General features: G+C 60.6%; 12 protein-coding genes and 6 pseudogenes. 13 read left to right on the top strand and 5 right to left on the bottom strand.

What is annotated here, in order from left to right:
• Positions 1-48: 48 nt before the first annotated feature.
• From LJU32_07335 to LJU32_07345, 3 genes and pseudogenes are all read left to right on the top strand, one after another.
• Positions 49-3,324, top strand: a complete 3,276-nt coding sequence (locus tag LJU32_07335) for a transglutaminase family protein (GenBank protein WKV90067.1) — start codon at positions 49-51, stop codon at positions 3,322-3,324.
• Positions 3,325-3,412: 88 nt separating this feature from the next.
• Positions 3,413-5,897, top strand: a pseudogene (locus tag LJU32_07340) (circularly permuted type 2 ATP-grasp protein).
• Positions 5,897-6,786 (top strand): annotated as a pseudogene (locus tag LJU32_07345) (transglutaminase family protein). The pseudogenes LJU32_07340 and LJU32_07345 overlap by 1 nt, the downstream one beginning before the upstream one ends.
• Before the next feature lie 208 nt (positions 6,787-6,994).
• Here the strand turns inward: LJU32_07345 and LJU32_07350 are convergent.
• Positions 6,995-7,183: a hypothetical protein gene (locus LJU32_07350; GenBank protein ID WKV90068.1), complete on the bottom strand. Its 189-nt coding sequence runs from the start codon at positions 7,181-7,183 to the stop codon at positions 6,995-6,997.
• A gap of 67 nt (positions 7,184-7,250) precedes the next feature.
• Complete coding sequence (locus LJU32_07355) at positions 7,251-7,838, bottom strand: TIGR00730 family Rossman fold protein (GenBank protein ID WKV90069.1); 588 nt, start codon at positions 7,836-7,838, stop codon at positions 7,251-7,253.
• A 342-nt stretch (positions 7,839-8,180) separates the two neighbouring features.
• On the opposite strand from LJU32_07355, the gene azu reads away from it, so the two are divergent.
• Complete coding sequence (azu, locus tag LJU32_07360; protein ID WKV90070.1) at positions 8,181-8,624, top strand: azurin; 444 nt, start codon at positions 8,181-8,183, stop codon at positions 8,622-8,624.
• 116 nt (positions 8,625-8,740) lie between these two features.
• Here the strand turns inward: azu and nadE are convergent.
• The 3 genes and pseudogenes from nadE to LJU32_07375 all read right to left on the bottom strand — a co-directional run bounded on the left by nadE (position 8,741) and on the right by LJU32_07375 (position 11,908).
• Positions 8,741-9,567 (bottom strand): annotated as a pseudogene (nadE, locus tag LJU32_07365) (ammonia-dependent NAD(+) synthetase).
• Between the two features lie 4 nt (positions 9,568-9,571).
• A pseudogene (gene pncB, locus LJU32_07370) lies at positions 9,572-10,794 on the bottom strand (nicotinate phosphoribosyltransferase).
• Positions 10,795-11,008: 214 nt separating this feature from the next.
• Complete coding sequence (locus LJU32_07375; protein ID WKV90071.1) at positions 11,009-11,908, bottom strand: LysR family transcriptional regulator; 900 nt, start codon at positions 11,906-11,908, stop codon at positions 11,009-11,011.
• A gap of 164 nt (positions 11,909-12,072) precedes the next feature.
• On the opposite strand from LJU32_07375, the gene LJU32_07380 reads away from it, so the two are divergent.
• The 9 genes and pseudogenes from LJU32_07380 (at position 12,073) to LJU32_07420 (ending at position 23,295) form a co-directional block, all read left to right on the top strand.
• Positions 12,073-13,563 carry an aldehyde dehydrogenase family protein gene (locus LJU32_07380; protein ID WKV90072.1) on the top strand — a complete coding sequence of 497 codons (1,491 nt, stop codon included), beginning with the start codon at positions 12,073-12,075 and terminating at the stop codon, positions 13,561-13,563.
• 197 nt (positions 13,564-13,760) lie between these two features.
• Positions 13,761-15,044, top strand: coding sequence for an FAD-binding oxidoreductase (locus tag LJU32_07385; protein WKV90073.1), 1,284 nt, complete (start codon positions 13,761-13,763; stop codon positions 15,042-15,044).
• 366 nt (positions 15,045-15,410) lie between these two features.
• A complete protein-coding gene (locus LJU32_07390) occupies positions 15,411-16,544 on the top strand; it encodes an ABC transporter substrate-binding protein (GenBank protein ID WKV90074.1) in 1,134 nt (377 codons plus the stop codon).
• Between the two features lie 244 nt (positions 16,545-16,788).
• Positions 16,789-17,703 (top strand): branched-chain amino acid ABC transporter permease, encoded by a 915-nt coding sequence (locus tag LJU32_07395; protein ID WKV90075.1) that lies wholly within the window; start codon positions 16,789-16,791, stop codon positions 17,701-17,703.
• Positions 17,704-17,706: 3 nt separating this feature from the next.
• Positions 17,707-19,007, top strand: a pseudogene (gene livM, locus LJU32_07400) (high-affinity branched-chain amino acid ABC transporter permease LivM).
• Complete coding sequence (locus LJU32_07405; GenBank protein ID WKV90076.1) at positions 19,004-19,876, top strand: ATP-binding cassette domain-containing protein; 873 nt, start codon at positions 19,004-19,006, stop codon at positions 19,874-19,876. Before livM ends, LJU32_07405 begins: the two are co-directional and overlap by 4 nt.
• Positions 19,873-20,589 carry an ABC transporter ATP-binding protein gene (locus LJU32_07410; protein WKV90077.1) on the top strand — a complete coding sequence of 239 codons (717 nt, stop codon included), beginning with the start codon at positions 19,873-19,875 and terminating at the stop codon, positions 20,587-20,589. The genes LJU32_07405 and LJU32_07410 overlap by 4 nt, the downstream gene beginning before the upstream one ends.
• Before the next feature lie 837 nt (positions 20,590-21,426).
• Entirely contained in the window at positions 21,427-22,191 is a 765-nt protein-coding gene (locus LJU32_07415) for an SDR family oxidoreductase (protein ID WKV90078.1), read from the top strand.
• A gap of 199 nt (positions 22,192-22,390) precedes the next feature.
• Positions 22,391-23,295 (top strand): annotated as a pseudogene (locus LJU32_07420) (cation diffusion facilitator family transporter).
• Positions 23,296-23,454: the final 159 nt, after the last annotated feature.

Consider the following 23,454-nt stretch of genomic DNA (forward strand, 5'->3'; position numbering starts at 1 on the left):
AAGTCTTGCGCGCTTTCCCATACGCCCAAGGCTCGCAGGAGGCACGCCGTGTCGATTCATGTCGCATTGCATCACGTCACGCATTATCGCTACGACCGCGCTGTCGAACTCGGCCCGCAGATCGTCCGCCTGCGCCCGGCGCCCCACAGCCGCACGCGAATTCTTTCCTATGCGCTGAAAGTCTCGCCCGAGCAGCATTTCATCAACTGGCAGCAAGACCCCCAGGGCAATTACCTGGCACGTCTGGTGTTCCCGGAAAAAACCGCAGAGCTGCGCATCGAAGTCGATCTGGTCGCGGAAATGGCGGTGTTCAATCCGTTTGATTTCTTTCTCGAACCGTACGCCGAGCGAATCCCGTTCAGCTACGCCGCCGATGAGCGCAAGGAGCTGGCGCCATACCTCGAAACCCTGCCGCTGACGCCAACGTTCAAGGCTTACCTGGACAGCATCGACCGCACGCCGCTGCCGGCGGTGGATTTTCTGGTGGCGCTCAATCAGCGCCTCAGTGAAGACATCGGCTACCTGATCCGCATGGAGCCCGGCGTGCAGACTCCGGAGCACACACTGCAACACGCCTCCGGTTCCTGCCGTGATTCGGCATGGTTGCTGGTGCAGCTGTTGCGTAATCTCGGTCTGGCGGCGCGGTTTGTTTCCGGCTACCTGATTCAACTGACCGCCGACGTGAAAAGCCTCGACGGCCCGTCGGGCACCGAAGTCGACTTCACCGACCTGCACGCCTGGTGCGAGGTGTATTTGCCGGGTGCCGGCTGGATTGGCCTTGATGCGACGTCCGGGTTGTTCGCCGGGGAAGGGCATATTCCGTTGGCGTGCAGTCCCGATCCGTCCTCGGCGGCACCGATCAGTGGTCTGGTCGAACCTTGCGAGACACAGTTCAGCCACGAAATGTCGGTCGAGCGAATCTGGGAAGCGCCACGAGTCACCAAGCCCTACACCGATGAACAGTGGCGGGCGATCCAGGCACTGGGGCGGCAGATCGATGCCGACCTGCTTGAAGGCGATGTGCGCCTGACCATGGGCGGCGAACCGACCTTCGTCTCCATTGACGACCCGGACGGCGCCGAATGGAACACTGCCGCGCTGGGGCCGGACAAGCGTCGGCTGTCCGCCGAACTGTTCCAACGCATGCGCAAGCAATACGCGCCGCAGGGGCTGGTGCATTTCGGTCAGGGCAAGTGGTATCCCGGCGAGCAGTTGCCGCGCTGGTCGCTCAATTGTTACTGGCGCCGCGACGGTCAGCCGATCTGGCACAACGACGCGTTGATCGCCGACGAGCAGCAGGACTATGGCGCCGCCGGCGAACTGGCCGGACGCTTTCTCGCCAGCGTCGCCGAGCGCCTGAAGTTGCCGGCACGCTTCGTCTTCCCGGCTTACGAGGATCATCTCTATTACCTCTGGCGCGAGGGCGCGTTGCCCGGCAACGTCTGCGCCGAAGATTCGCGTCTGGAGGAGCCATTGGAGCGCGCGCGATTGCGCAAGGTCTTCAGTCAGGGCCTGAACAAGGTGATCGGCCAGGTGCTGCCGCTGGCGCGCACGGCCAAGGGCGATCAATGGCAGAGCGGGCGTTGGTATCTGCGCGATGAGCACTGTCGCTTGGTGCCCGGGGATTCGCCGCTGGGTTATCGCTTGCCGCTGGCGTCGCAGCCGTGGGTGAAAGCGGCGGAATATCCGTTCATCCATCCCAACGATCCGAATCAGGACTTCGCTGAACTGCCGGATGCCGCGCAGCTCGGTGTGCACGGCGAACCGGCTGCGCTGGATGAGCGGGTGCCGAAAATCGATGAGTCCGCTGACTGGCTGACCCGCACAGCATTCTGCGCCGAGGCCCGCGAAGGGCGGCTGTATCTGTTCATGCCGCCGCTGGAGCGGGTCGAGGATTATCTGGAACTGGTCTCGGCCATTGAGGCCACCGCCGAAGAACTGCATTGCCCGATACTGCTGGAAGGCTATGAACCGCCGAGTGATCCGCGCCTGAGCAATTTCCGTGTCACTCCGGACCCGGGCGTGATCGAGGTCAACGTGCAGCCATCGGCGACCTGGGACGAGTTGGTCGAGCGCACCGAGTTTCTCTACGAGCAGGCGCGGCAAACCCGCCTGACCACCGAGAAGTTCATGATCGACGGGCGCCACACCGGCACCGGCGGCGGCAACCATTTCGTCCTTGGCGGCGCGACACCGGCGGACTCACCGTTTCTGCGGCGGCCGGATCTGCTGCGCAGTCTGATCAGCTACTGGCATAACCATCCTTCGCTGTCGTACCTGTTTTCCGGGCTGTTCATTGGCCCGACGTCCCAGGCGCCACGGGTCGACGAGGCGCGTAACGATGCCTTGTATGAACTGGAAATCGCTTTCGCGCAGATGCCGGAACCGGGCGAGGAATGTGCACCGTGGCTGGTCGATCGCCTGCTGCGCAATTTGCTGATCGATGTCACCGGCAATACCCATCGCGCCGAATTCTGCATCGACAAACTGTATTCACCGGACGGCGCCACCGGGCGTCTCGGCTTGCTGGAACTGCGCGCGTTCGAGATGCCGCCGCATGCGCGCATGAGTCTGGCTCAGCAGTTGTTGCTGCGGGCGCTGGTCGCGCGCTTTTGGCGCGAGCCTTATGCGCCCGCGAAACTGGCACGCTGGGGCACCGAGCTGCACGATCGCTTTTTGCTGCCGCACTTTATCGAAGAGGATTTCGCCGACGTCATCGTCGAACTCAACAACGCCGGCTATCCGTTGCGTGCGGAGTGGTTCGCGGCGCATCTGGAGTTTCGTTTTCCCAAGGTCGGCGACTACGCCGTCAATGGCATCGAGCTGGAGCTGCGTCAGGCGCTCGAACCCTGGCACGTGCTGGGCGAGGAGGGCTCGGCGGGCGGCACGGTGCGCTACGTCGATTCATCGCTGGAGCGCTTGCAGGTCAAGCTCAACGGCTTGCCGCCACAGCGCTATCTGCTGACTTGCAATGGCGTCGCGGTGCCGTTGCACCCGACCGGGCGCGTGGGCGAGTTTGTCGCCGGCGTGCGCTTTCGGGCCTGGCAACCAGCCAACTGCTTGCATCCGACCATACCGGTGCACGCGCCGTTGGTGTTCGACCTGCTCGATACCTGGATGGGGCGTTCGCTGGGTGGTTGCCAGTACCACGTCGCCCATCCCGGTGGGCGCAATTACGAGACCTTGCCGGTCAATGCCAACGAAGCGGAAAGTCGGCGGATGGCGCGGTTTTTCCGCCTCGGACACACGCCGGGGAAACTTCCCGTACCCAAAGTAGAAATCAATGACGAGCTACCGATGACCATCGACCTGCGCCGTTACTAGAGCCTACGCAACACGCGGATTTTTCGTATATCCGCGTGTCATGTGCCTGCGTTAGTCTGACCGTTCCCTGCTGTCTGCCGAGCTTTCCATGCCTGACCTGTTAGACCGCTACCCGCTGACTGCGGGCACCTATCACGAACTGCTCGACGGCAGCGGCGCGGTGCGCTCGCATTGGCAGCGCCTGTTCGATCAGTTGCAGCGCAGCAGCCCGGCGCAACTGGTGCAGCGTCAGGCCTTGCTGGCGCGGCAGATTCAGGAAAACGGCGTCACGTACAACGTCTATGCCGATCCCAAGGGCGCTGATCGGCCTTGGGAACTGGATCTGCTACCCCATGTGATCGCGGCTGACGAATGGCAGCAATTGTCCGCCGGCATCGCTCAGCGTGCGCGCTTGCTCAATGCAGTGCTGGCGGATCTGTACGGTCCGCAGCGGTTGATCAGCGAAGGCCTGCTGCCCGCCGAGCTGGTATTCGGGCACAACAATTTTCTCTGGCCCTGTCAGGGCATTGCCCCGCCCGAGTCAGCTTTTTGCACTTGTATGCCGTGGATCTGGCGCGCACGCCGGATGGTCGCTGGTGGGTCACTGCCGATCGCACCCAGGCGCCGTCCGGGGCCGGCTATGCGCTGGAAAACCGCACCATCGTCTCCCGCGCCTTTCCCGACTTGTACCGCGATCTGAAGGTTCAGCATCTGGCCGGTTTCTTCCGCACCTTGCAGGAAACTTTGGCCCGTCAGGCACCGCAGGGCGATGACGCACCGCTGGTGGTGCTGCTGACGCCAGGGCGGTTCAATGAAAGTTATTTCGAGCACCTGTATCTGGCGCGCCAGCTCGGTTATCCGCTGGTCGAGGGCGGCGATCTGACTGTGCGCAATGCCACGGTGTACCTGAAAACCCTCAGCGGTCTGCGCCGGGTGCACGCGATCATGCGCCGCCTCGACGATGATTTCTGCGACCCGCTGGAACTGCGGACCGACTCGGCGCTTGGCGTCCCCGGTCTGCTGGAGGCGGTGCGTCAGGGGCGGGTACTGGTCGCCAATGCGCTCGGCAGCGGCGTGCTGGAATCGCCGGGGCTGCTGGGGTTTCTGCCGAAGATCAATCAATTCCTGTTCGGCGAAGAACTGATCCTGCCGTCGATCGCCACCTGGTGGTGCGGTGAAGCGCCGGTGCTGGCACAAGCGCTGGAAAAACTCCCGGAGCTGTTGATCAAACCGGCGTTCCCGTCGCAGAGTTTCGCGCCTGTTTTCGGCCGTGATTTGAGTGAAAGCCAGCGCCTGGAACTGGCGCAACGCATGCAGGCGCGGCCTTATGCCTACGTCGCGCAAGAACTCGCGCAACTGTCGCAGGCGCCGGTGTGGCAAGCCGAAGACGGTCATCTGCAACCCCGCGCGATCGGCATGCGCATGTATGCGGTAGCCAGCCACGACGGCTACCGCGTGTTGCCGGGTGGTCTGACCCGAGTGGCGGCCGACGCCGATGCCGAGGTGGTGTCGATGCAGCGCGGCGGGGCGAGCAAGGACACCTGGGTGCTCAGCGACCGTGCGCCGAGTGGCGAGCAGTGGAAGGCGCAGCGCAATGTCGGCGTGCACGATCTGGTGCGGCGCGATCCATATCTGCCGTCGCGGGTGGTGGAAAATCTGTTCTGGTTCGGCCGCTACTGCGAGCGCTGTGACGACAGCGCGCGGCTGCTGCGCATCATGCTCACGCGTTACGTCGATGGCGATGATCCGCAGGCGCTGCAAGCAGCGGTCGATCTTGGCGAGCGGCTGGCGCTGTTGCCGGATGAGGGCGAACTGCCGGAGCGCCTGCTCGCTGCGCTGCTGGGCGAGGACTGGTCGTTCAGCCTGCGTTCCAACTTGCAGCGCTTGCAGTGGGCTGCGTCGCAAGTGCGCGGCAAGCTGTCCCGGGAAAACTGGCAGGCGCTGGTCGAATTGCAGCGCGAGGCGCTGGAGCTGGAAGTCGATGAACCGGACTTCGGCGAACTGCTGGATTTCCTCAACCGTCTGGTGATGTCGCTGGCAGCGCTGTCGGGGTTTGCGCTGGATGACATGACCCGTGACGAAGGCTGGCGCTTTCTGATGATCGGCCGGCGCATCGAACGCCTGCAATTTCTCAGCAGCAGTCTGGCGGCGTTTCTGCGCGGCGCGGGTGCGTTCGATCAGGCGGGGCTTGAGTGGTTGCTGGAGTTGGGTAACAGCAGCATCACCTATCGCTCGCGCTATCTGGCGGTGGCGCAATTGATTCCGGTGCTGGATTTGCTGCTGCTGGATGAGCAGAACCCCCACGCGGTGTTATTTCAGCTGAAACTGGTCACCCGCACGCTGAAACGCCTGAACGACGATTTCGCCGCGCCTCGGAAACCGCGCTGCCGCAACTGGTCGAACGCCTGTCGCGGTTTGATCTCGGTTGTCTGGAAAATCCTTTGTTCGGCAAATCCAGCGTACGTGCCGCGCTGGATGGTCTGGCCGATCTGTTGCAGGACATCGCCGAGGCCAGCGGCCAGGTATCGGATCGTCTGGCCCTGCGCCATTTCGCCCATGTCGATGATGTTAGTCAGCGTACGGTGTCCGTGTGATGAGCGCTCAATATCAGATCTTTCACGACACCTGTTATCACTACGACAGCCCGGTCTCCCTCGCGCAGCAACTGGCGCACCTGTGGCCGCGCGAATGCAGCTGGCAGCGCTGCACCGAGCAGCAGTTGCTGATCAGCCCCGAGCCGACCATGCGCCGTGATGAACTGGACGTATTCGGCAACCCGTTGACGCGTCTGGCATTTGAACGGCCCCATGACCAATTGCAGGTCAACGCCCGGCTGACGGTCGAGGTGCTGGCGCGGCTGGCGCTGGATTTCAATCAGTCGCCCGCGTGGGAGCAGACCCGCGATGCGCTGACTTACAGCAGTCAGCCGCTGTCCGCCGACTTGCTCGAAGCCTGTCGTTACCGGTTCCAGTCACCCTATGTGCATTTGAAGCGCAGCTTCGTCGAGTTCTCGCAAAGCTGTTTTCCGCCAGGGCGACCGTTGTTGCTCGGGGTGCAGGCGCTGATGCAGAAGATCTTCAGCGAATTCACCTTCGATGCCGAAGCCACCCAGGTGGCGACGCCGCTGGTGGAAGTGCTGGAGCGTCGGCGCGGCGTGTGTCAGGACTTCGCTCATCTGATGCTGGCCTGTGTACGCTCGCGCGGTCTGGCGGCGCGTTATGTCAGCGGCTACCTGCTCACTCAGCCGCCGCCGGGGCAGCCACGCCTGATCGGCGCCGACGCCTCGCATGCGTGGGTATCGGTATTCTGTCCGGTATCGGGCTGGGTGGATTTCGATCCAACCAACAATGTGCAGCCGGCGCTGGAACACATCACGCTGGCGTGGGGACGGGATTTTTCCGATGTGTCGCCGCTGCGGGGGTGATTCTCGGTGGCGGTAATCACGACCCGGAAGTGCGGGTTACGGTGATGCCGCAGAATTGATGAGTTTTCAAATGTGGGAGCGAGCCTGCTCGCGAAAGCGTCAGGTCAGCCAATAGATTTGTAACAGATACACCGCTTTCGCGAGCAGGCTCGCTCCCACAGGGATTTTGGTGTGTCAGGGAACGCAGGGCTGTGAGGGCCGGCAGCAAAACTGCCAGCCCCGTCACAAATCCGCAGGGTCTGATTCGATCATCAAACCCGGTGGGGCTCAGGCGTCGGGCGCCTGATCTTTCGGTGCATCGGATGCATCAACATCATCATCGGTCGCCACTTCACCGTCAGGGTTCAGTGCCGCTTCTTCAGCGGTTTGCTTCTTGCGCTGAAGCTTTTCCTCTTTCTTCTGTTCCTTTGCCAGGTCTCGTTGACGTTTGGCGAAGGAGTAATTGGGTTTGGCCATGGGCGATCCTCTGGGGTCGAAGGTGAGGTTGAGCGGCGCGTATTCTGCCCTGTATCGGTGTCCGGGGTTAACCGGGTTTTTGGTCGACCCACTTGGGCGTGACGGTCGGCTGCCACTGATCGAGGGCGTCGAGCAGGGAATCTGGCGATTCGCTCACTTGCAGCATGTCACGGTGTGGCGCGCGAACGAAGCCTTCGCCGACGATATGATCGAGAAAAGCCGTGAGTTTGCTGTAGAAACCATTCACTTCCAGCAGCCCCAACGGCTTGCCGTGGTAACCGAGCTGGCCCCAGGTCCAGACTTCGAACAGCTCTTCCAGCGTGCCGAGGCCGCCGGGCAGGGCGATGAAAGCATCGCTGAGTTCGGCCATCCGCGCCTTGCGCGCATGCATGCCGTCGACCACTTCCAGGCGCGTGAGGCTTTTGTGGCCGATCTCCTTGTCCATCAGGCTTTGCGGGATGATGCCGATCACTTCGCCGCCAGCGGCCAGCGCGGCATCAGCAACAATGCCCATCAAGCCGACGGCGCCACCGCCGTAGACCAGCGTCAGATTACGCTCGGCCAGTGCCCGGCCAAGGGCGACGGCGGCTTCGGTATAGGCCGGTACGGTACCGGCGTTGGCACCGCAAAACACACAAACGGATTTCAGCGACATGCGTTACTCCTGGGTCGATCAGGCGCACAGGGTAACGGCTGGCGCGCCGTGCTCCAAGGACTAGACTTCGCGTTCGGGTGATTCAAAAGTACCGCTGGCGCCACAGGCGTAGGCGGCGAGCAAGCTGCACAACAAGCCGTTGAAGAACATGACAGGCACTCCGTTTCAGTAGGTGGGCCGATCATAGGGCTGGCCGAATGAAATGGCCGTTAGATTGTGTCGATGAGTGTCATAGCCTGAAAGTTGTATACAATTTTTGACACAAGTCATAGGAACTTGCGAAGATTTCAGGCAGTCTTTCCACCACTAGTGTTTTTGTTAACCCTGCCTTGGAGATTCACCATGTTTTCCAAAGTTGTTGCGGTATCCCTGCTGGCGCTGGCCAGCAGCCAATTGATGGCTGCCGAGTGCAAAACCACCGTTGATTCCACCGATCAGATGTCCTTCAACACCAAGGAAATCGTGATCGACAAGAGCTGCAAGACCTTCACCGTCGAACTGACCCACTCCGGCAGCCTGCCGAAGACCGTCATGGGCCATAACCTGGTGATCAGCAAAGAAGCTGACATGCAGCCAATCGCTACCGACGGCCTGGCGGCCGGTATCGACAAGAACTACCTGAAGGACGGCGACGCCCGCATCATCGCCCACACCAAGATCATCGGCGCCAAGGAAACCGACTCGGTGACCTTCGATGTGGCCAAGGTAGCTGACGGTGGCTACGGCTTCTTCTGCTCGTTCCCTGGCCACATCTCGATGATGAAAGGCACCATCGTCGTCAAGTAATCAGGGCCAATGTGGGAGCGAGCCTGCTCGCGAAGAGGCCATCCGCTTCACTGATGGCCAAAGAAAAAGCCCGCTGAGGATCACTCCTCCGCGGGCTTTTTCATGCCTTTGAAAAATCAAGGCGCAAACGGCATGACCCGCTTGTGATGAGTCTTGTTGTACGTATCGACAATGATCTTCGCCGCCTCGTCACGCACCGTTTCCCCGTGCAGAAACGCATCGATCTCGGCATAGGTCACGCCATGCGCTGCTTCGTCCGGTTTGCCCGGTGACAGGTCTTCGAGGTCAGCCGTCGGCACTTTTTCGACCAGCGACTCCGGCGCGCCGAAGCTGCGGGCAATGGCGCGCACTTGGTTTTTCACCAGACCGCTGAGCGGGCGAGGTCGCAGGCGCCATCGCCAAATTTGGTGAAGAAACCCATCACCGCTTCCGCCGCGTGGTCAGTGCCAATCACCAGACCGCCCGCCACCCCGGCAATCGTGTACTGCGCCACCATGCGCATACGCGCCTTGGTATTGCCCAGCACGAAGTCCACCGACGCCGCCGGTTTGCCTTCGAACGCCGACACCTGAGCTGCCAGCGCCTTGACCGCCGGGCCGATGTTCACGGTGTGGATTTCGTCAGGGGCGATGCAGTCGAGCGAGGCCTTGGCGTCGTGCTCGTCGAACTGGGTTTCGTAGGGCAGGCGCACGGCGATGAATTTGTAGCGGTCGTCGCCGGTTTTTTCGCGCAGTTCACGTACCGCGCGCTGGGCCAGGAGGCCGGCGGTCAGTGAATCGACGCCGCCGCTGATGCCCAGCACCAGGGTCTTGAGCCCGGAATTGACCAGACAATCCTGAATGAACGTCAGGCGCCGGGCGACTTCGGCCTGCAGGGCCTGGTCGTCGGCGAACGGTGGTTGCACCTTGAGCTGCTCAGCAATCTCACGCTGTACGGCTTGCATGAATTCACTCCTTGCTAGATAGACTGGATTCGGCAGGAACCTGAAACACATGTCGCAAATAGGCGACGAAATTCGGATCTTTGCAGTGGGTCTTGCCAGGCTCGTCGGAGATCTTCGCCACCGGCTGGCCGTTGCAGGCGGTCATTTTAAGCACGATGCTCATCGGTTCGACACCCGGGATATCGCAGGTGAGGTTGGTACCGATGCCGAAGCTCACATTGATGCGACCGTGCAGCGCGCGGAAAATCTCCAACGATTTCGGCAGGGTCAGACTGTCGGAGAACACCAGGGTCTTGCTCATCGGGTCGATGCCAAGCTCGTGGTAGTGCGCGATGCACTTTTCCCCCACGCCACCGGATCCCCGGAGTCATGGCGCAGACCGTCGAAGAGCTTGGCGAAGAACAGATCGAAATCGCCAAGAAACGCATCGGTGGTGATGCAATCGGTGAGGGCAATGCCGAGCAGGCCACGGTACTCGCGAACCCAGCAATCGAGCGCGGCGATCTGGCTGTCGATCAGGCGCGGGCCGAGTTGCTGATGGGCCATGATCCACTCGTGGGCCATGGTGCCAAGCGGTTTCATGTCCAGCTCGCGGGACAGATGTACGTTGCTGGTACCGACGAAACGCCCGGGGAAGTCATGCTTGAGCACGTTGACCACTTCGGCCTGGACGCCAAAGGAAAAGCGCCGGCGCGTGCCGAAATCGGCGACCTGCAGTTGCGACAGCTCATCGGCCGAGGCATTGGCGGTCAGCCAGTCGAACTTGCGATACAGCTGTTCGCGTGCCTGCTCCAGCGAAGTCTCCCGGTAGCGATAGCGATTGCGCACTTCGCTGACGATCGCCAGCAGCGGCACTTCGTAGAGGATCACGTGCAGCCATGGCCCGCGCAGGCGGATGAACAGTTCTCCGTTCTCGATGCCGGTGTGCAGGTAGCGCAGGTTGAAGCGGAACAGGCCGAGGAAGCGCAGAAAATCCGGTTTCAGAAAGCTGATACGCTCGAGAAAACTCAACTGATCGGCACTCAGGCTCAGCTCGGCCAGACGCTCGATCTGATGACGAATCTCGGCCAGATACGGACGCAGATCCTCGGCGTTGCGGCAACGGAACTCCCATTCGACTTCGACGTTGGGGTAGTTGTGCAGCACCGCCTGCATCATCGTCAGCTTGTAGAAGTCGGTGTCGAGCAGGTTCTGCACGATGCGATCGGCAAACACACTCTCGCTCATAAACGGGTCTCCAGTTGCGCCGCGCCTGGCGCGGTCTATATCGATGGCGCTAGTGGCGCATATCGGCGGTGGGGATTGCCAGCATTTTTTCAGAGCGCCGCAGATCCACTGTGGGAGCGAGCCTGCTCGCGAATGCGGTGTGTCAGTTAAAGATGATGTGGCTGACCCGACGCTTTCGCGAGCAGGCTCGCTCCCACAGGGATCCCGGTCGACCTCACACCGGGCTATCGATTTGTTCAAGCATCCATTTCACAAAATCCCGCACCTTCGGCACTTCTGCCGCGTGTTCGGGGTAGGCCAGGTAATAGGCGTCGCTGCTGGGCATCGCATGTTGCCAGGGTATGACCAGTTTGCCCTCGGCCAATTCCTCTTCCACCAGAAACCGTGGCAGCAGCGCTACGCCGCAGCCGACCTGGGCGGCGCGGATGCACATATAAAAGGTTTCGAAACGCGGCCCGTGGTAGCTGTGCTCGGTGTGGTAGCCCTGGCTGTCGAACCAGTCGTGCCAGGCCTGCGGTCGCGAGGCATTTTGTAGCAGCACCAGATCAGTGAGTTGCGTCGGGTCAGTGAATGGCGCGTCCGGCAGGCTGCCCGGGGCGCAGACCGGTACCAGTTGTTCGCCGAACAATTTCAGGCATTCGGTGCCCGGTCGCGATGCCTGGCCGAAATAGAAAGCCAGATCGCTGCGTCCCTGCAACAGGTCATCGGCTTCCTGCTCGTTGCACAGGTCCAGATGGATCGACGGATGACGCAGGCGCCAGCCTTTCAGGCGCGGCACCAGCCAACGCGCGCCGAAGGTCGACGGGGTGGAGACGCGCAGGACTTCGGTCTCGCCGCCGTAGGAGCGCAGGTAATGCGTCGACATCTCCACTTGGCTGAGGATTTTTCTGACCTCGACCAGATACAAATCTCCGGCCGGCGTCATTTGCAAACGCCGACGCACGCGGCGGAACAGCAAATGCTGCAACAATTCTTCAAGCTGTGCGACCTGTTTGCTCACCGCACTCTGGGTCAGGTTCAGCTCTTCAGCGGCGCGGGTAAAACTCAGGTGCCGGGTCACGGCCTCGAAGCATTGCAACGCGGTGATCGAGGGCAAGTGGCGTTTGTTCAGCATGGCCAGTCCTTTTTCTTGTCTTTCTATACGCAGCATGAATAAACGGAATGATATCTGGCGTAAAGGTCGTTTGTTGCATCGCCTTGGTGAGGCTACAACTAAAGGCCTGCCCGGCCATGCGAAGGATGGCCGCACACATTCTGTTTTTGCTTGAGGAGAGACCGATGGTTGCCGCATTGCTTGATCGTCTGGGAGTCAACCCGGCCCTGTACCAGAACGGCAAAGTGCCGGTGCACTCGCCCATCGATGGCAGTCAGATTGCTTCGGTGAACTGGGAAGGCGCTGCCGAAGTCGAGCAGCACATCAGTCGTGCAGATCATGCATTCGAGCACTGGCGCAAGGTGCCGGCGCCGCGTCGCGGTGAGCTGGTGCGCCAGTTCGGCGAAGTGTTGCGTGAGTACAAGGCCGACCTCGGCGAGTTGGTGTCGTGGGAGGCTGGCAAGATCACTCAGGAAGGTTTGGGTGAAGTGCAGGAGATGATCGACATCTGCGATTTCGCCGTCGGCCTGTCGCGCCAGTTGTACGGTCTGACCATCGCCTCCGAGCGCCCGGGTCACCACATGCGTGAAACCTGGCATCCGCTTGGCGTGGTCGGCGTCATCAGCGCGTTCAACTTCCCGGTCGCGGTGTGGGCGTGGAACACTACCCTGGCGCTGGTCTGCGGCAACCCGGTGGTGTGGAAACCTTCGGAGAAAACCCCGCTGACTGCGCTGGCCTGTCAGGCGCTGTTTGATCGCGTGGTGAAGAACTTCAGTGATGCCCCCGCGAGCCTGTGCCAGGTTGTGATCGGCGGTCGTGATGCCGGCGAAGCGCTGGTCGATGATCCGCGTGTTGCGCTGATCAGCGCCACCGGCAGCACGCGCATGGGCCGCGAAGTGGCGCCGAAAGTCGCCGCACGTTTCGCTCGCAGCATTCTTGAACTGGGTGGCAACAACGCGATGATCCTCGGCCCGAGCGCCGATCTGGACATGGCGGTGCGCGCGATTCTGTTCAGCGCCGTCGGCACCGCCGGGCAACGCTGCACGACCTTGCGCCGTCTGATCGCCCATGAATCGGTCAAGGAAGAAATCGTCACCCGCCTCAAGGCTGCCTATTCGAAAGTACGCATCGGCCATCCGCTGGAAGGCAATCTGGTCGGCCCGCTGATCGACAGGCACAGCTTCGAAAACATGCAGGATGCGCTGGAACAGGCACTGAGCGAAGGCGGCCGGGTGTTCGGCGGCAAGCGCCAATTGGAAGAGCAATTCCCCAACGCCTACTACGTATCACCGGCCATCGTGGAAATGCCCGAGCAGAGCGATGTGGTCTGCAGCGAAACCTTTGCGCCGATTCTCTATGTGGTTGGCTACAGCGATTTCGAGGAAGCGCTGCGCCTGAACAACGCCGTGCCGCAAGGCCTGTCGTCGTGCATCTTCACCACCGACGTGCGCGAGGCCGAGCGGTTCATGTCGGCAGTCGGCAGCGACTGCGGCATCGCCAACGTCAACATCGGCCCGAGCGGCGCGGAAATCGGCGGCGCCTTTGGTGGTGAGAAAGAGACCGGCGGCGGCCGTGAGTCCGGCTCCGATGCCTGGCGCGCGTACATGCGCCGGCAGACCAACACCGTCAACTACTCGCTGGAATTGCCTTTGGCGCAGGGCATTACATTCGACTGAAAGGTGGAGATCGTCTGTAGGAGTGAGCACTGTGGCGAGGGGATTTATCCCCGTTCGGCTGCGAAGCAGTCGTCGCTTTTGAAATTTCGGGGCCGCTCCGCGACCCAGCGGGGCGGTGCGACGTTTCGCTAAATCCCCTCGCCACAGGGGGCTCACTCAGGTTTGTGTGTTTGTTGGGTTTCTGTTGGAGTCTGGCAATGCCGTTACGCGAAGAATGTCTGTGGGAAACGCTCACGCCACAACGGCCGGATAACACCGCGCTCAAGGGCGAGGTCAAGGTCGATGTCTGCGTGATCGGCGCCGGGTTCACCGGGTTGTCGGCGGCGCTGCATCTGTTGGAAAAAGGCAAAAGCGTTTGCGTGCTGGAAGCGAATCGCGCAGGGCACGGTGGTTCCGGGCGCAACGTCGGGCTGGTCAACGCCGGCCTGTGGATTCCTCCGGACGAGATCGAGGCCGGTTTCGGCGAGGCGGTCGGCAGTCAGCTCAACCGCATGCTCGGTGCGGCGCCGGCGCTGGTGTTCAACCTTGTGGATAAGTACAACATCGATTGCCAGTTGCGCCGCGAAGGCACTTTGCACATGGCTCACAACGCCAAGGGCGAGGCGGATCTGCGCAGTCGCGAGCAGCAGTGGAAGCGCCGTGGCGCGCCGGTCGAATTGCTGACCGGCAAAGCCTGCGAGCAAGCCACCGGTACGCAGAAAATCGCCGCCGCGTTGCTTGATCGCCGTGCCGGCACGCTCAATCCGATGGCCTATGTCACCGGGCTGGCGAATGCCGTGCGCGGGCTCGGCGGGCAGATGTTCGATCATTCGCCGGTGACTCGCCTCGAGCGCGTTGGGCAGAAGTGGTCGGTACAGACCGCCCAGGGTTCGGTGCTCGCCGAGCAAGTGGTCATCGCCTCCAACGCCTACACCGAAGGCGACTGGACCGAACTCAAGCGCAATTTCTTTCCCGGTTATTACTATCAGGTCGCCTCGGTGCCCCTCAGCGAAGACGCCGCTCAAGAAATTCTTCCCGGCGGGCAGGGCTCGTGGGATACCCGTCAGGTATTGAGCAGCATCCGTCGCGACAAGGACGGGCGCCTGTTGCTCGGCAGCCTCGGCAATGGCAATCAGAAACCGACCTGGTTTCTCAAGGCCTGGGCTGATCGGGTGCAGCAGCATTACTTCCCCAATCTGAAGCCGGTCGAGTGGGAATGCACCTGGACCGGGCGCATTGCGTTTACCCCTGATCACCTGATGCGCCTGTTCGAACCGGCGCCGGGCCTGGTGGCCGTCACCGGTTATAACGGTCGCGGCGTCACCACCGGCACGGTGGTCGGCAAAGCTTTCGCCGATTACCTGTGCAACGGCAATCCGCAGGCACTGCCGATTCCCTTCGCACCGATGCAGCCCCTGGCTGGTGTGGGTTTGCGCAGTTGCCTGTACGAGGCCGGATTTTCCCTGTATCACGCGGGCCAGTGCCTGCGCATCGTCATTTGAGTGTTGAAATTTGTTGCCGCAAGCGGCGCTTTTGCATCCAGCGACTAGCCTGTAATGGTGCGGGTTGTAGCAGTCCCGCACCAGCAGTGTGCAGTTCGGTGACGCGGGCTGTTACAGGCTGGTTGCACGTCGTTTGCCGCTGCGGTTGCAATGATGGCGCGCGAGGGTTGCGCCTGTAAAAACAAATGGTTTCACCTTCCGCGGTTTAGACGGTTGCACGCCCAATGAAAATGGGACCGAAACAGTCGAAATAACAACAACGCAGCGACTTTTTGAAGAATAAAAAACCGATGGCACGGGCCTTGCTCTGAGCTTTGAGTGAAGTGAAGTCGCAGTGCCAACTAAAAAACCTTGGAGCACCACCTCATGTCCCAGACGTTTTACAAGAAAGGCTTTCTGGCCCTCGCAGTCGCTACTGCGCTGGGTGTTTCTGCGTTTGCTCAAGCCGATATCAAGATCGGTGTAGCGGGTCCGATGACCGGTGCCAACGCGGCATTCGGCGAGCAGTACATGAAGGGTGCACAGGCAGCGGCCGATGCGGTCAACGCGGCGGGCGGCGTCAATGGGGAAAAAATCGTCCTGGTCAAAGGCGATGACGCCTGTGAACCGAAGCAGGCAGTGACGGTCGCCAAGGACCTCACCAACCAGAAAGTCGCCGGCGTGGTCGGGCACTTCTGCTCCTCGTCGACCATTCCAGCATCGGAAATCTACGACGAAGCCGGGATCATCGCGATCACCCCGGGCTCGACCAACCCGCAAGTTACCGAACGCGGTCTCAGCGCCATGTTCCGTATGTGCGGACGTGACGACCAGCAAGGCATCGTTGCCGGCGATTACATCGTCGACATGCTCAAAGGCAAAAAGGTTGTCGTGCTGCACGACAAGGACACCTACGGCCAAGGTCTGGCGGACGCTACCAAGGCTCAGTTGGAAAAGCGCGGCGTCAAGCCTGTGCTGTACGAAGGCCTGACCCGTGGCGAGAAAGACTTCAGCACCATCGTCACCAAGATCCGTGGCGCCGGCGCCGATGTCGTCTACTTCGGCGGCCTGCATCCGGAAGCCGGTCCACTGGTTCGCCAGCTGCGTGAGCAAGGCCTGAAAGACGTCAAGTTCATGTCTGACGACGGCATCGTGACCGACGAACTGGTGACCACTGCTGGCGGCCCGCAATTCACCGATGGCGTGCTGATGACCTTCGGCGCCGACCCGCGTCTGCTGCCAGAGAGCAAGACCGTAGTGGACGCGTTCCGCAAGGCCGGCACCGAGCCTGAGGGCTACACCCTGTACGCCTATGCTTCGGTTCAGACCCTGGCGGCGGCGTTCAACGGCGCGAAGAAAAACGACGGCGAAGCCGCTGCCAAGTGGCTGAAGGCCAACCCGGTGAAAACCGTGATGGGCGAGAAGACCTGGGATGCCAAAGGCGACCTGAAAGTCTCCGACTACGTGGTTTACCAGTGGGACAAGGACGGCAAATACCACCAGCTGGAAAAGCAGAAGTAAGGGCTGAAGCGATCAGCTGATCACTACCGATGCCCTGTGGGAGCGAGCCTGCTCGCGAAGACGCACTGACAAACAACCTCTGCGTTGAATGTTCAACCGCTTTCGCGAGCAGGCTCGCTCCCACAGAGGGATCAGTGGTGATCGGGCTGATCACGCTCCGACATTGCTCCGACGTACATCTGTATTTTTCCTAGAAGAACCGCGCGCCATGGGCGCGCAGGTTCTCACTGCGTGAGATTGCGTTATGGATGGTATTTTCCTGCAGCAACTGGTCAATGGCCTGACCCTCGGGTCGGTCTATGGCCTGATCGCCATCGGCTACACAATGGTCTACGGCATCATCGGCATGATCAACTTCGCCCACGGCGAGGTTTACATGATTTCCGCTTACCTGGCGGCAATCAGTCTGGCTCTGCTGGCTTACTTCGGTATCGAATCCTTCCCGCTGCTGATGCTCGGCACGCTGATCTTCACCATCGTCGTCACGGCGGTGTATGGCTGGGTCATCGAGCGTGTTGCCTACAAACCCCTGCGTAACTCGACCCGCCTGGCGCCGCTGATCAGCGCCATCGGTATCTCGCTGATTCTGCAGAACTACGCACAGATCGCTCAGGGCGCCAAACAACAGGGTGTGCCTACGCTGCTGACCGGTGCCTGGCGTGTTGAAGTCGGCAGCGGCTTCGTGCAACTGACCTACACCAAAGTCTTCATCCTGATCGCCGCGTTTGTCGGGATGGGGCTGCTGACGTATGTCATTAAATACACCAAGCTCGGCCGCATGTGCCGTGCAACCCAGCAAGACCGCAAGATGGCCTCGATTTTGGGGATCAACACCGATCGGGTGATTTCCTACGTGTTCATCATCGGTGCAGCCATGGCGGCACTGGCCGGTGTGCTGATCACCATGAACTACGGCACGTTCGACTTCTATGCCGGCTTCATCATCGGCATCAAGGCGTTCACCGCAGCGGTGCTGGGCGGCATCGGTTCACTGCCCGGCGCGATGCTCGGCGGGATCATTCTCGGCATCTCCGAGTCGCTGTTCTCCGGTCTGGTCAACTCCGACTACAAAGACGTGTTCAGTTTCTCGCTGCTCGTCCTCGTACTGGTCTTCCGGCCGCAGGGCCTGTTGGGCCGTCCTCTTGTGTCGAAGGTGTAAGCGATGTCTGCAACCACTGAAAAGTCCATCGATATCAAAAAAGTCTGGTCGAGGCGATTCTTGCCGGCCTGATTGCGCTGATCGTGTTCGGCCCGATTGTCGGGGTGGTCCTCGACGGCTACAGCTTCAACCTCGAAGCGACACGCGTGGCGTGGATCATAGCCATCGTCATGGCCGGTCGCTTTGCGCTCAGCCTGTTCCTGCAAACACCCAAGGGCCTGAAGATCCTCGACGGTTTCGAGAGCACCGGTTCCGGTGTGCACGTGCTGCCGGCGGACTACAAATCGCGGCTGCGCTGGATCATCCCGCTGATTATCGTGCTGGCGATCATCGTGCCGTTCGTATCCAACTCCTACCTGCTCGGCGTGGTCATCCTCGGCTTGATCTACGTGCTGCTGGGGCTGGGGCTGAACATTGTGGTCGGTCTGGCCGGGCTGCTCGATCTGGGTTACGTGGCGTTCTACGCCATAGGCGCCTACGGTCTGGCATTGGGTTATCAATATCTGGGTCTGGGTTTCTGGACCGTGCTGCCGCTGGCGGCGATCACCGCAGGTCTGGCTGGCTGCATTCTCGGTTTTCCTGTGTTGCGTCTGCACGGTGACTACCTGGCGATCGTGACCCTGGGTTTTGGTGAAATCATTCGTCTGGTGCTGAACAACTGGCTGTCGCTGACTGGCGGGCCGAACGGCATGCCGGCGCCACTGCCGACGTTCTTCGGCCTGGAGTTCGGCAAGCGGGCGAAGGATGGTGGAGTACCGTTCCATGAGTTCTTCGGTCTTACCTACAACCCGGACGTGAAGTATTACTTCATTTACGCGGTGCTGTTCCTGGTGGTGCTGGCGGTGCTGTACGTCAAGCATCGGCTGGTGAAAATGCCGGTGGGTCGCGCCTGGGAAGCCCTGCGTGAAGATGAAATCGCCTGCCGCTCGATGGGCCTCAACCATGTGCTGGTCAAGCTCTCGGCGTTCACCATCGGTGCGTCGACGGCGGGTCTGGCCGGGGTGTTCTTTGCCACCTATCAAGGCTTCGTCAACCCGACTTCGTTCACCTTCTTCGAATCGGCGCTGATCCTCGCCATCGTCGTGCTCGGCGGCATGGGTTCGACCATTGGCGTGGTCATCGCCGCGTTTGTGCTCACCGTCGCTCCGGAACTGCTGCGCGGCTTCGCTGAATACCGCGTGCTGCTGTTCGGCATCCTCATGGTGTTGATGATGATCTGGCGACCACGCGGGCTGATCCGTATCAGCCGCACCGGGGTCAAACCACGCAAAGGTGCCATTCACTACGAGAGGACTGCGCCATGAGTGAAGTCGTACTCTCTGTTGAAAAACTGATGATGCATTTCGGCGGCATCAAGGCCTTGAGCGATGTCAGCCTGAAGGTCAAACGCAATTCGATTTTCGCCCTGATCGGTCCCAATGGCGCCGGCAAGACCACGGTGTTCAACTGCCTGACCGGGTTCTACAAGGCCACGGGCGGCAAGATCGAACTCAATGTGCGCGGCCAGCAGACCAACGTCATCCAGTTGCTGGGCGAGTCGTTCAAACCGACCGATTTCGTTTCGCCGAAATCCTTCCTCAGCCGCCTGTACTACAAGATGTTCGGCGGTACTCATCTGGTGAACCGTGCCGGTCTCGCCCGTACGTTCCAGAACATTCGCCTGTTCAAGGAAATGTCGGTGCTGGAAAACCTGCTGGTGGCGCAGCACATGTGGGTCAACCGCAACATGCTCGCCGGTATTCTCAACACCAAGGGCTATCGCAAGGCCGAGAGCGATGCGCTGGATGTCGCGTTCTACTGGCTGGAAGTGGTCGATCTGGTCGACTGCGCCAACCGTCTCGCCGGTGAACTCTCGTACGGCCAACAACGCCGTCTGGAGATCGCTCGGGCCATGTGCACGCGGCCGCAGATCATCTGCCTCGACGAACCGGCCGCCGGCCTCAATCCTCAGGAAACCGAAGCGCTCAGCGCGATGATCCGGCTGCTGCGCGACGAGCACGATCTGACCGTGGTGCTGATCGAACACGACATGGGCATGGTCATGAGCATTTCCGATCACATCGTGGTTCTCGACCACGGCATCGTCATCGCCGAAGGCGGGCCGGAAGCGATCCGCAACGATCCGAAAGTGATCGCGGCCTATCTGGGCGCCGACGAAGAGGAGCTGGTATGAGTCAACCGATCCTCGAACTGCGTAATCTGGACGTGTTCTACGGCCCGATCCAGGCGCTCAAAGGCGTTTCACTGCAGATCAACGAAGGCGAGACCGTCAGCCTGATCGGCTCCAACGGTGCCGGCAAGTCGACCTTGCTGATGTCGATCTTCGGCCAGCCACGAGCGGCGGGCGGGCAGATTCTCTATCAGGGCGTCGACATCACACAGAAGTCTTCGCACTACATCGCCTCCAACGGCATTGCGCAGTCGCCGGAAGGGCGGCGGGTGTTCCCCGACATGACCGTTGAGGAAAACCTGCTGATGGGCACTATCCCGATTGGCGACAAGTACGCCAAAGAGGACATGCAGCGCATGTTCGAGCTGTTTCCACGGCTCGAAGAACGGCGCAATCAGCGGGCGATGACCATGTCTGGCGGTGAACAGCAGATGCTCGCCATCGCCCGTGCGCTGATGAGCCGGCCGAAGCTGTTGCTGCTCGATGAACCGAGCCTGGGTCTGGCACCGATCGTGGTGAAGCAGATTTTCGCCACTCTGCGCGAGCTGGCGAAAACCGGGATGACGATTTTCCTCGTCGAGCAGAACGCCAACCATGCTTTGAAGCTGTCGGACCGGGCTTATGTGATGGTCAACGGCGAGATTCGCCTGACCGGCACCGGTAAAGAACTGTTGGTGAATGAGGAGGTGCGTAACGCCTATCTGGGCGGGCACTGATTCTTCTCGCGGTTGTACACAGCCCCGGCGACGAGAGTCCCGGGGTTTTTTTATCCTGTGGAATTCATCATCGTCCCCCTGTGGGAGCGAGCCTGCTCGCGAATGCGGTGTATCAGTCAACGTATTCTCTGGATGTGCCATTCAGGAGCAGGCTCGCTCCCACCGATAAATTGTGTAATTCGCCGGATTGTGGAAAACAAATTCCCCAAGCTGCCAAAGCGCGACATATAGACGCTGCAAATGGCTGTTTTTCCACAGTTTTGACTTGTCCCCGGTTACTGTGGAACTGGCTGTGAATAACGTGGGTGTATATGGTTGCAGGCCTTATTATCCGTGGTCTCCAGGCTTGTGGTTGTTTTTTAATCAGTCAGTTTCAAGCAGGCGTGAGGCGTCATTGTCAACCTTTTTATAGCGCATCCAGGTCGGGTACTTTCGTGTGTGAAAGTCTGTGGATAAGTCTGTGACTAAACTCTGGAAAGACCTCGCGGAGCGCCGTAATTGCTGGCCTCGCGCAATCACCCGGTTGCACCGTCCGTCGTGCAAAATGCCCTGTCCCGCACATCCCCCGCCTCACGGTCAAGCAAAAAACTTTCCATTTCGCCCGCAAAGCCTTGTGTGGCGCGGCTTTGCGCGTTTGCACTTGCCCCCGGAAACTGTGGAGCAGACTGTGGATAACATGCGTGCACATGGCTACAGGCCACGCTGGCTATGGCCTTGGCAGGTCTGGTTGATTTTTGTACAACTGGCAAGTGTTGCCCGTATCCGCGAGGGCGGGCATGCTGCCTGCTGATTTTCTATTCCAAGGGCTGCCGTGGCGGCCGAAGCAAGGAGAACACGATGTCCGACACCCTGTTTATCACCGGCGCGACGTCCGGTTTTGGTGAAGCCTGTGCCCGTCGTTTTGCCGAGGCTGGCTGGAAGCTGGTCCTGACCGGCCGTCGTGATGTACGCCTCAATGCCCTGTGCGCCGAACTGTCGAAGCAGACCGAAGTGCACGGTCTGGTCCTCGATGTCCGCGATCGCAAGGCGATGGAAGAGGCGATCGCCAACCTGCCGCCGTCGTTCGCCAGACTCCGGGGCCTGATTAACAACGCCGGCCTGGCGCTGGGTGTCGACCCAGCGCCGAAATGCGATCTGGATGACTGGGACACCATGGTCGACACCAACGTCAAAGGCCTGATGTACGCCACCCGCCTGCTATTGCCACGGCTGATCGCCTACGGCCGCGGCGCCGGTATCGTCAACCTCGGCTCCATCGCCGGTAATTACCCGTACCCGGGCAGCCACGTGTACGGCGCGACCAAAGCCTTCGTCAAACAGTTCTCGCTGAACCTGCGTTGCGATTTGCAGGGCACTGGTGTGCGGGTCAGCAACATCGAACCCGGCCTGTGCGAAAGCGAGTTCTCGCTGGTGCGTTTTGCTGGTGATCAGGAACGCTACAACGCCACTTACGCCGGCGCCGAGCCGATCCAGCCGCAGGACATCGCCGAGACGATTTTCTGGGTGATGAACACCCCGGCGCACATCAACATCAACAGCCTGGAGCTGATGCCGGTGAGCCAGACCTGGGCCGGGTTTGCCATCGAGCGTAACAAGGCTTGATACCGCGCTGAGGCCATTCGCGAGCAGGCTCGCTCCCACAGGATCCCCGGTGAACACAAATCTTGTGAGTTACTAGGTTTCTGTGGGAGCTGGCTTGCCAGCGATGAGGCCGGCACAGGCAAAACAAGTCGATAAGCTAAACTCCTCACTCAACCATCAGGCCGCACCCCGCGGCGCTCAAGGTTAATGAGGCGTTCAAGTGAGTAACCGAGGTGAGCAGGCACTGCTCAAACAATCGACGCTGCTGATGCTGGCGGTGTCGATTGCCGGAATCGTCACCGGTTTTGTTTCAGGTTCGCAATCCATCCTGTTCGATGGTTTTTCTCGCTGATCGCGACATTTATCAAAATCCTGATGCTGATCACCGCCCGGTTGATCGCCAAGCAAAGCAATCAGCGTTTCCAGTTCGGCTTCTGGCATCTGGAGCCGATGGTGCTGCTGATCGAAGGCAGCTTCCTGCTGTTGATCGCCATCTACGCCTTTCTCAACGGCGTGTTTGGCCTCATCAATGGTGGCCGTGATATCGAGTTGGGTCTGGTGATCGTCTATGCGGCGGTGTTTACCGTCGTCGAGTTTGCCTACTTCTTCTACGTGCGCCGGCGTAATCGCAAGCTTAAATCCAGCCTGATCCAGTTCGACAACATCAGTTGGCTGGTCGACGCGATGCTCTCAGTGGGCCTGCTGATCAGTTTCCTTGCCGCGCTGCTGCTCAAGTCCCAGGGCTATGGCGAGTGGGCGGTGTATGTCGACCCACTGATCCTCATCGTGCTGGCCCTGACCATGCTGCCCCCGGCATTGAAGATCCTCGGCCCGGCCTTGCATGATGTGCTGGGTATTGCCCCGGACACGCTGGATGAGCAGGTACGGCAGGTGATGGAGCTGGCAAAGGTCGAGCATGGTTTCGACGATTACGTGTCCTACGTGCAAAAGCACGGTCGGGCGCGGTTCATCGAAATTCATGTGGTGTTGCCGGCGGATTATCCGCTGCGCGATGTCGCGCAGCTGGACGCGCTACGTGAGCAGATATCGGCGCAGTTGGGCGAGCCGGATGCGGCGCGCTGGTTGACGATCAGCTTCACCGGGGACAAGAAGTGGATTGCTTGATCTGATCCGGATATCTGCTGAGAACACAGTTGTGGCGAGGGGATTTATTGTGGCGAGGGGATTTATCCCCGTTGGGGCACGCAGCGGCCCCGCTCTTTTCAGGGCCGCTATGCGCCCCAACGGGGATAAATCCCCTCGCCACAGTAATCCTCTAGCCCC

This window comes from Pseudomonas sp. B21_DOA (assembly GCA_030544685.1).
GTDB lineage: Bacteria > Pseudomonadota > Gammaproteobacteria > Pseudomonadales > Pseudomonadaceae > Aquipseudomonas > Aquipseudomonas fluorescens_AO.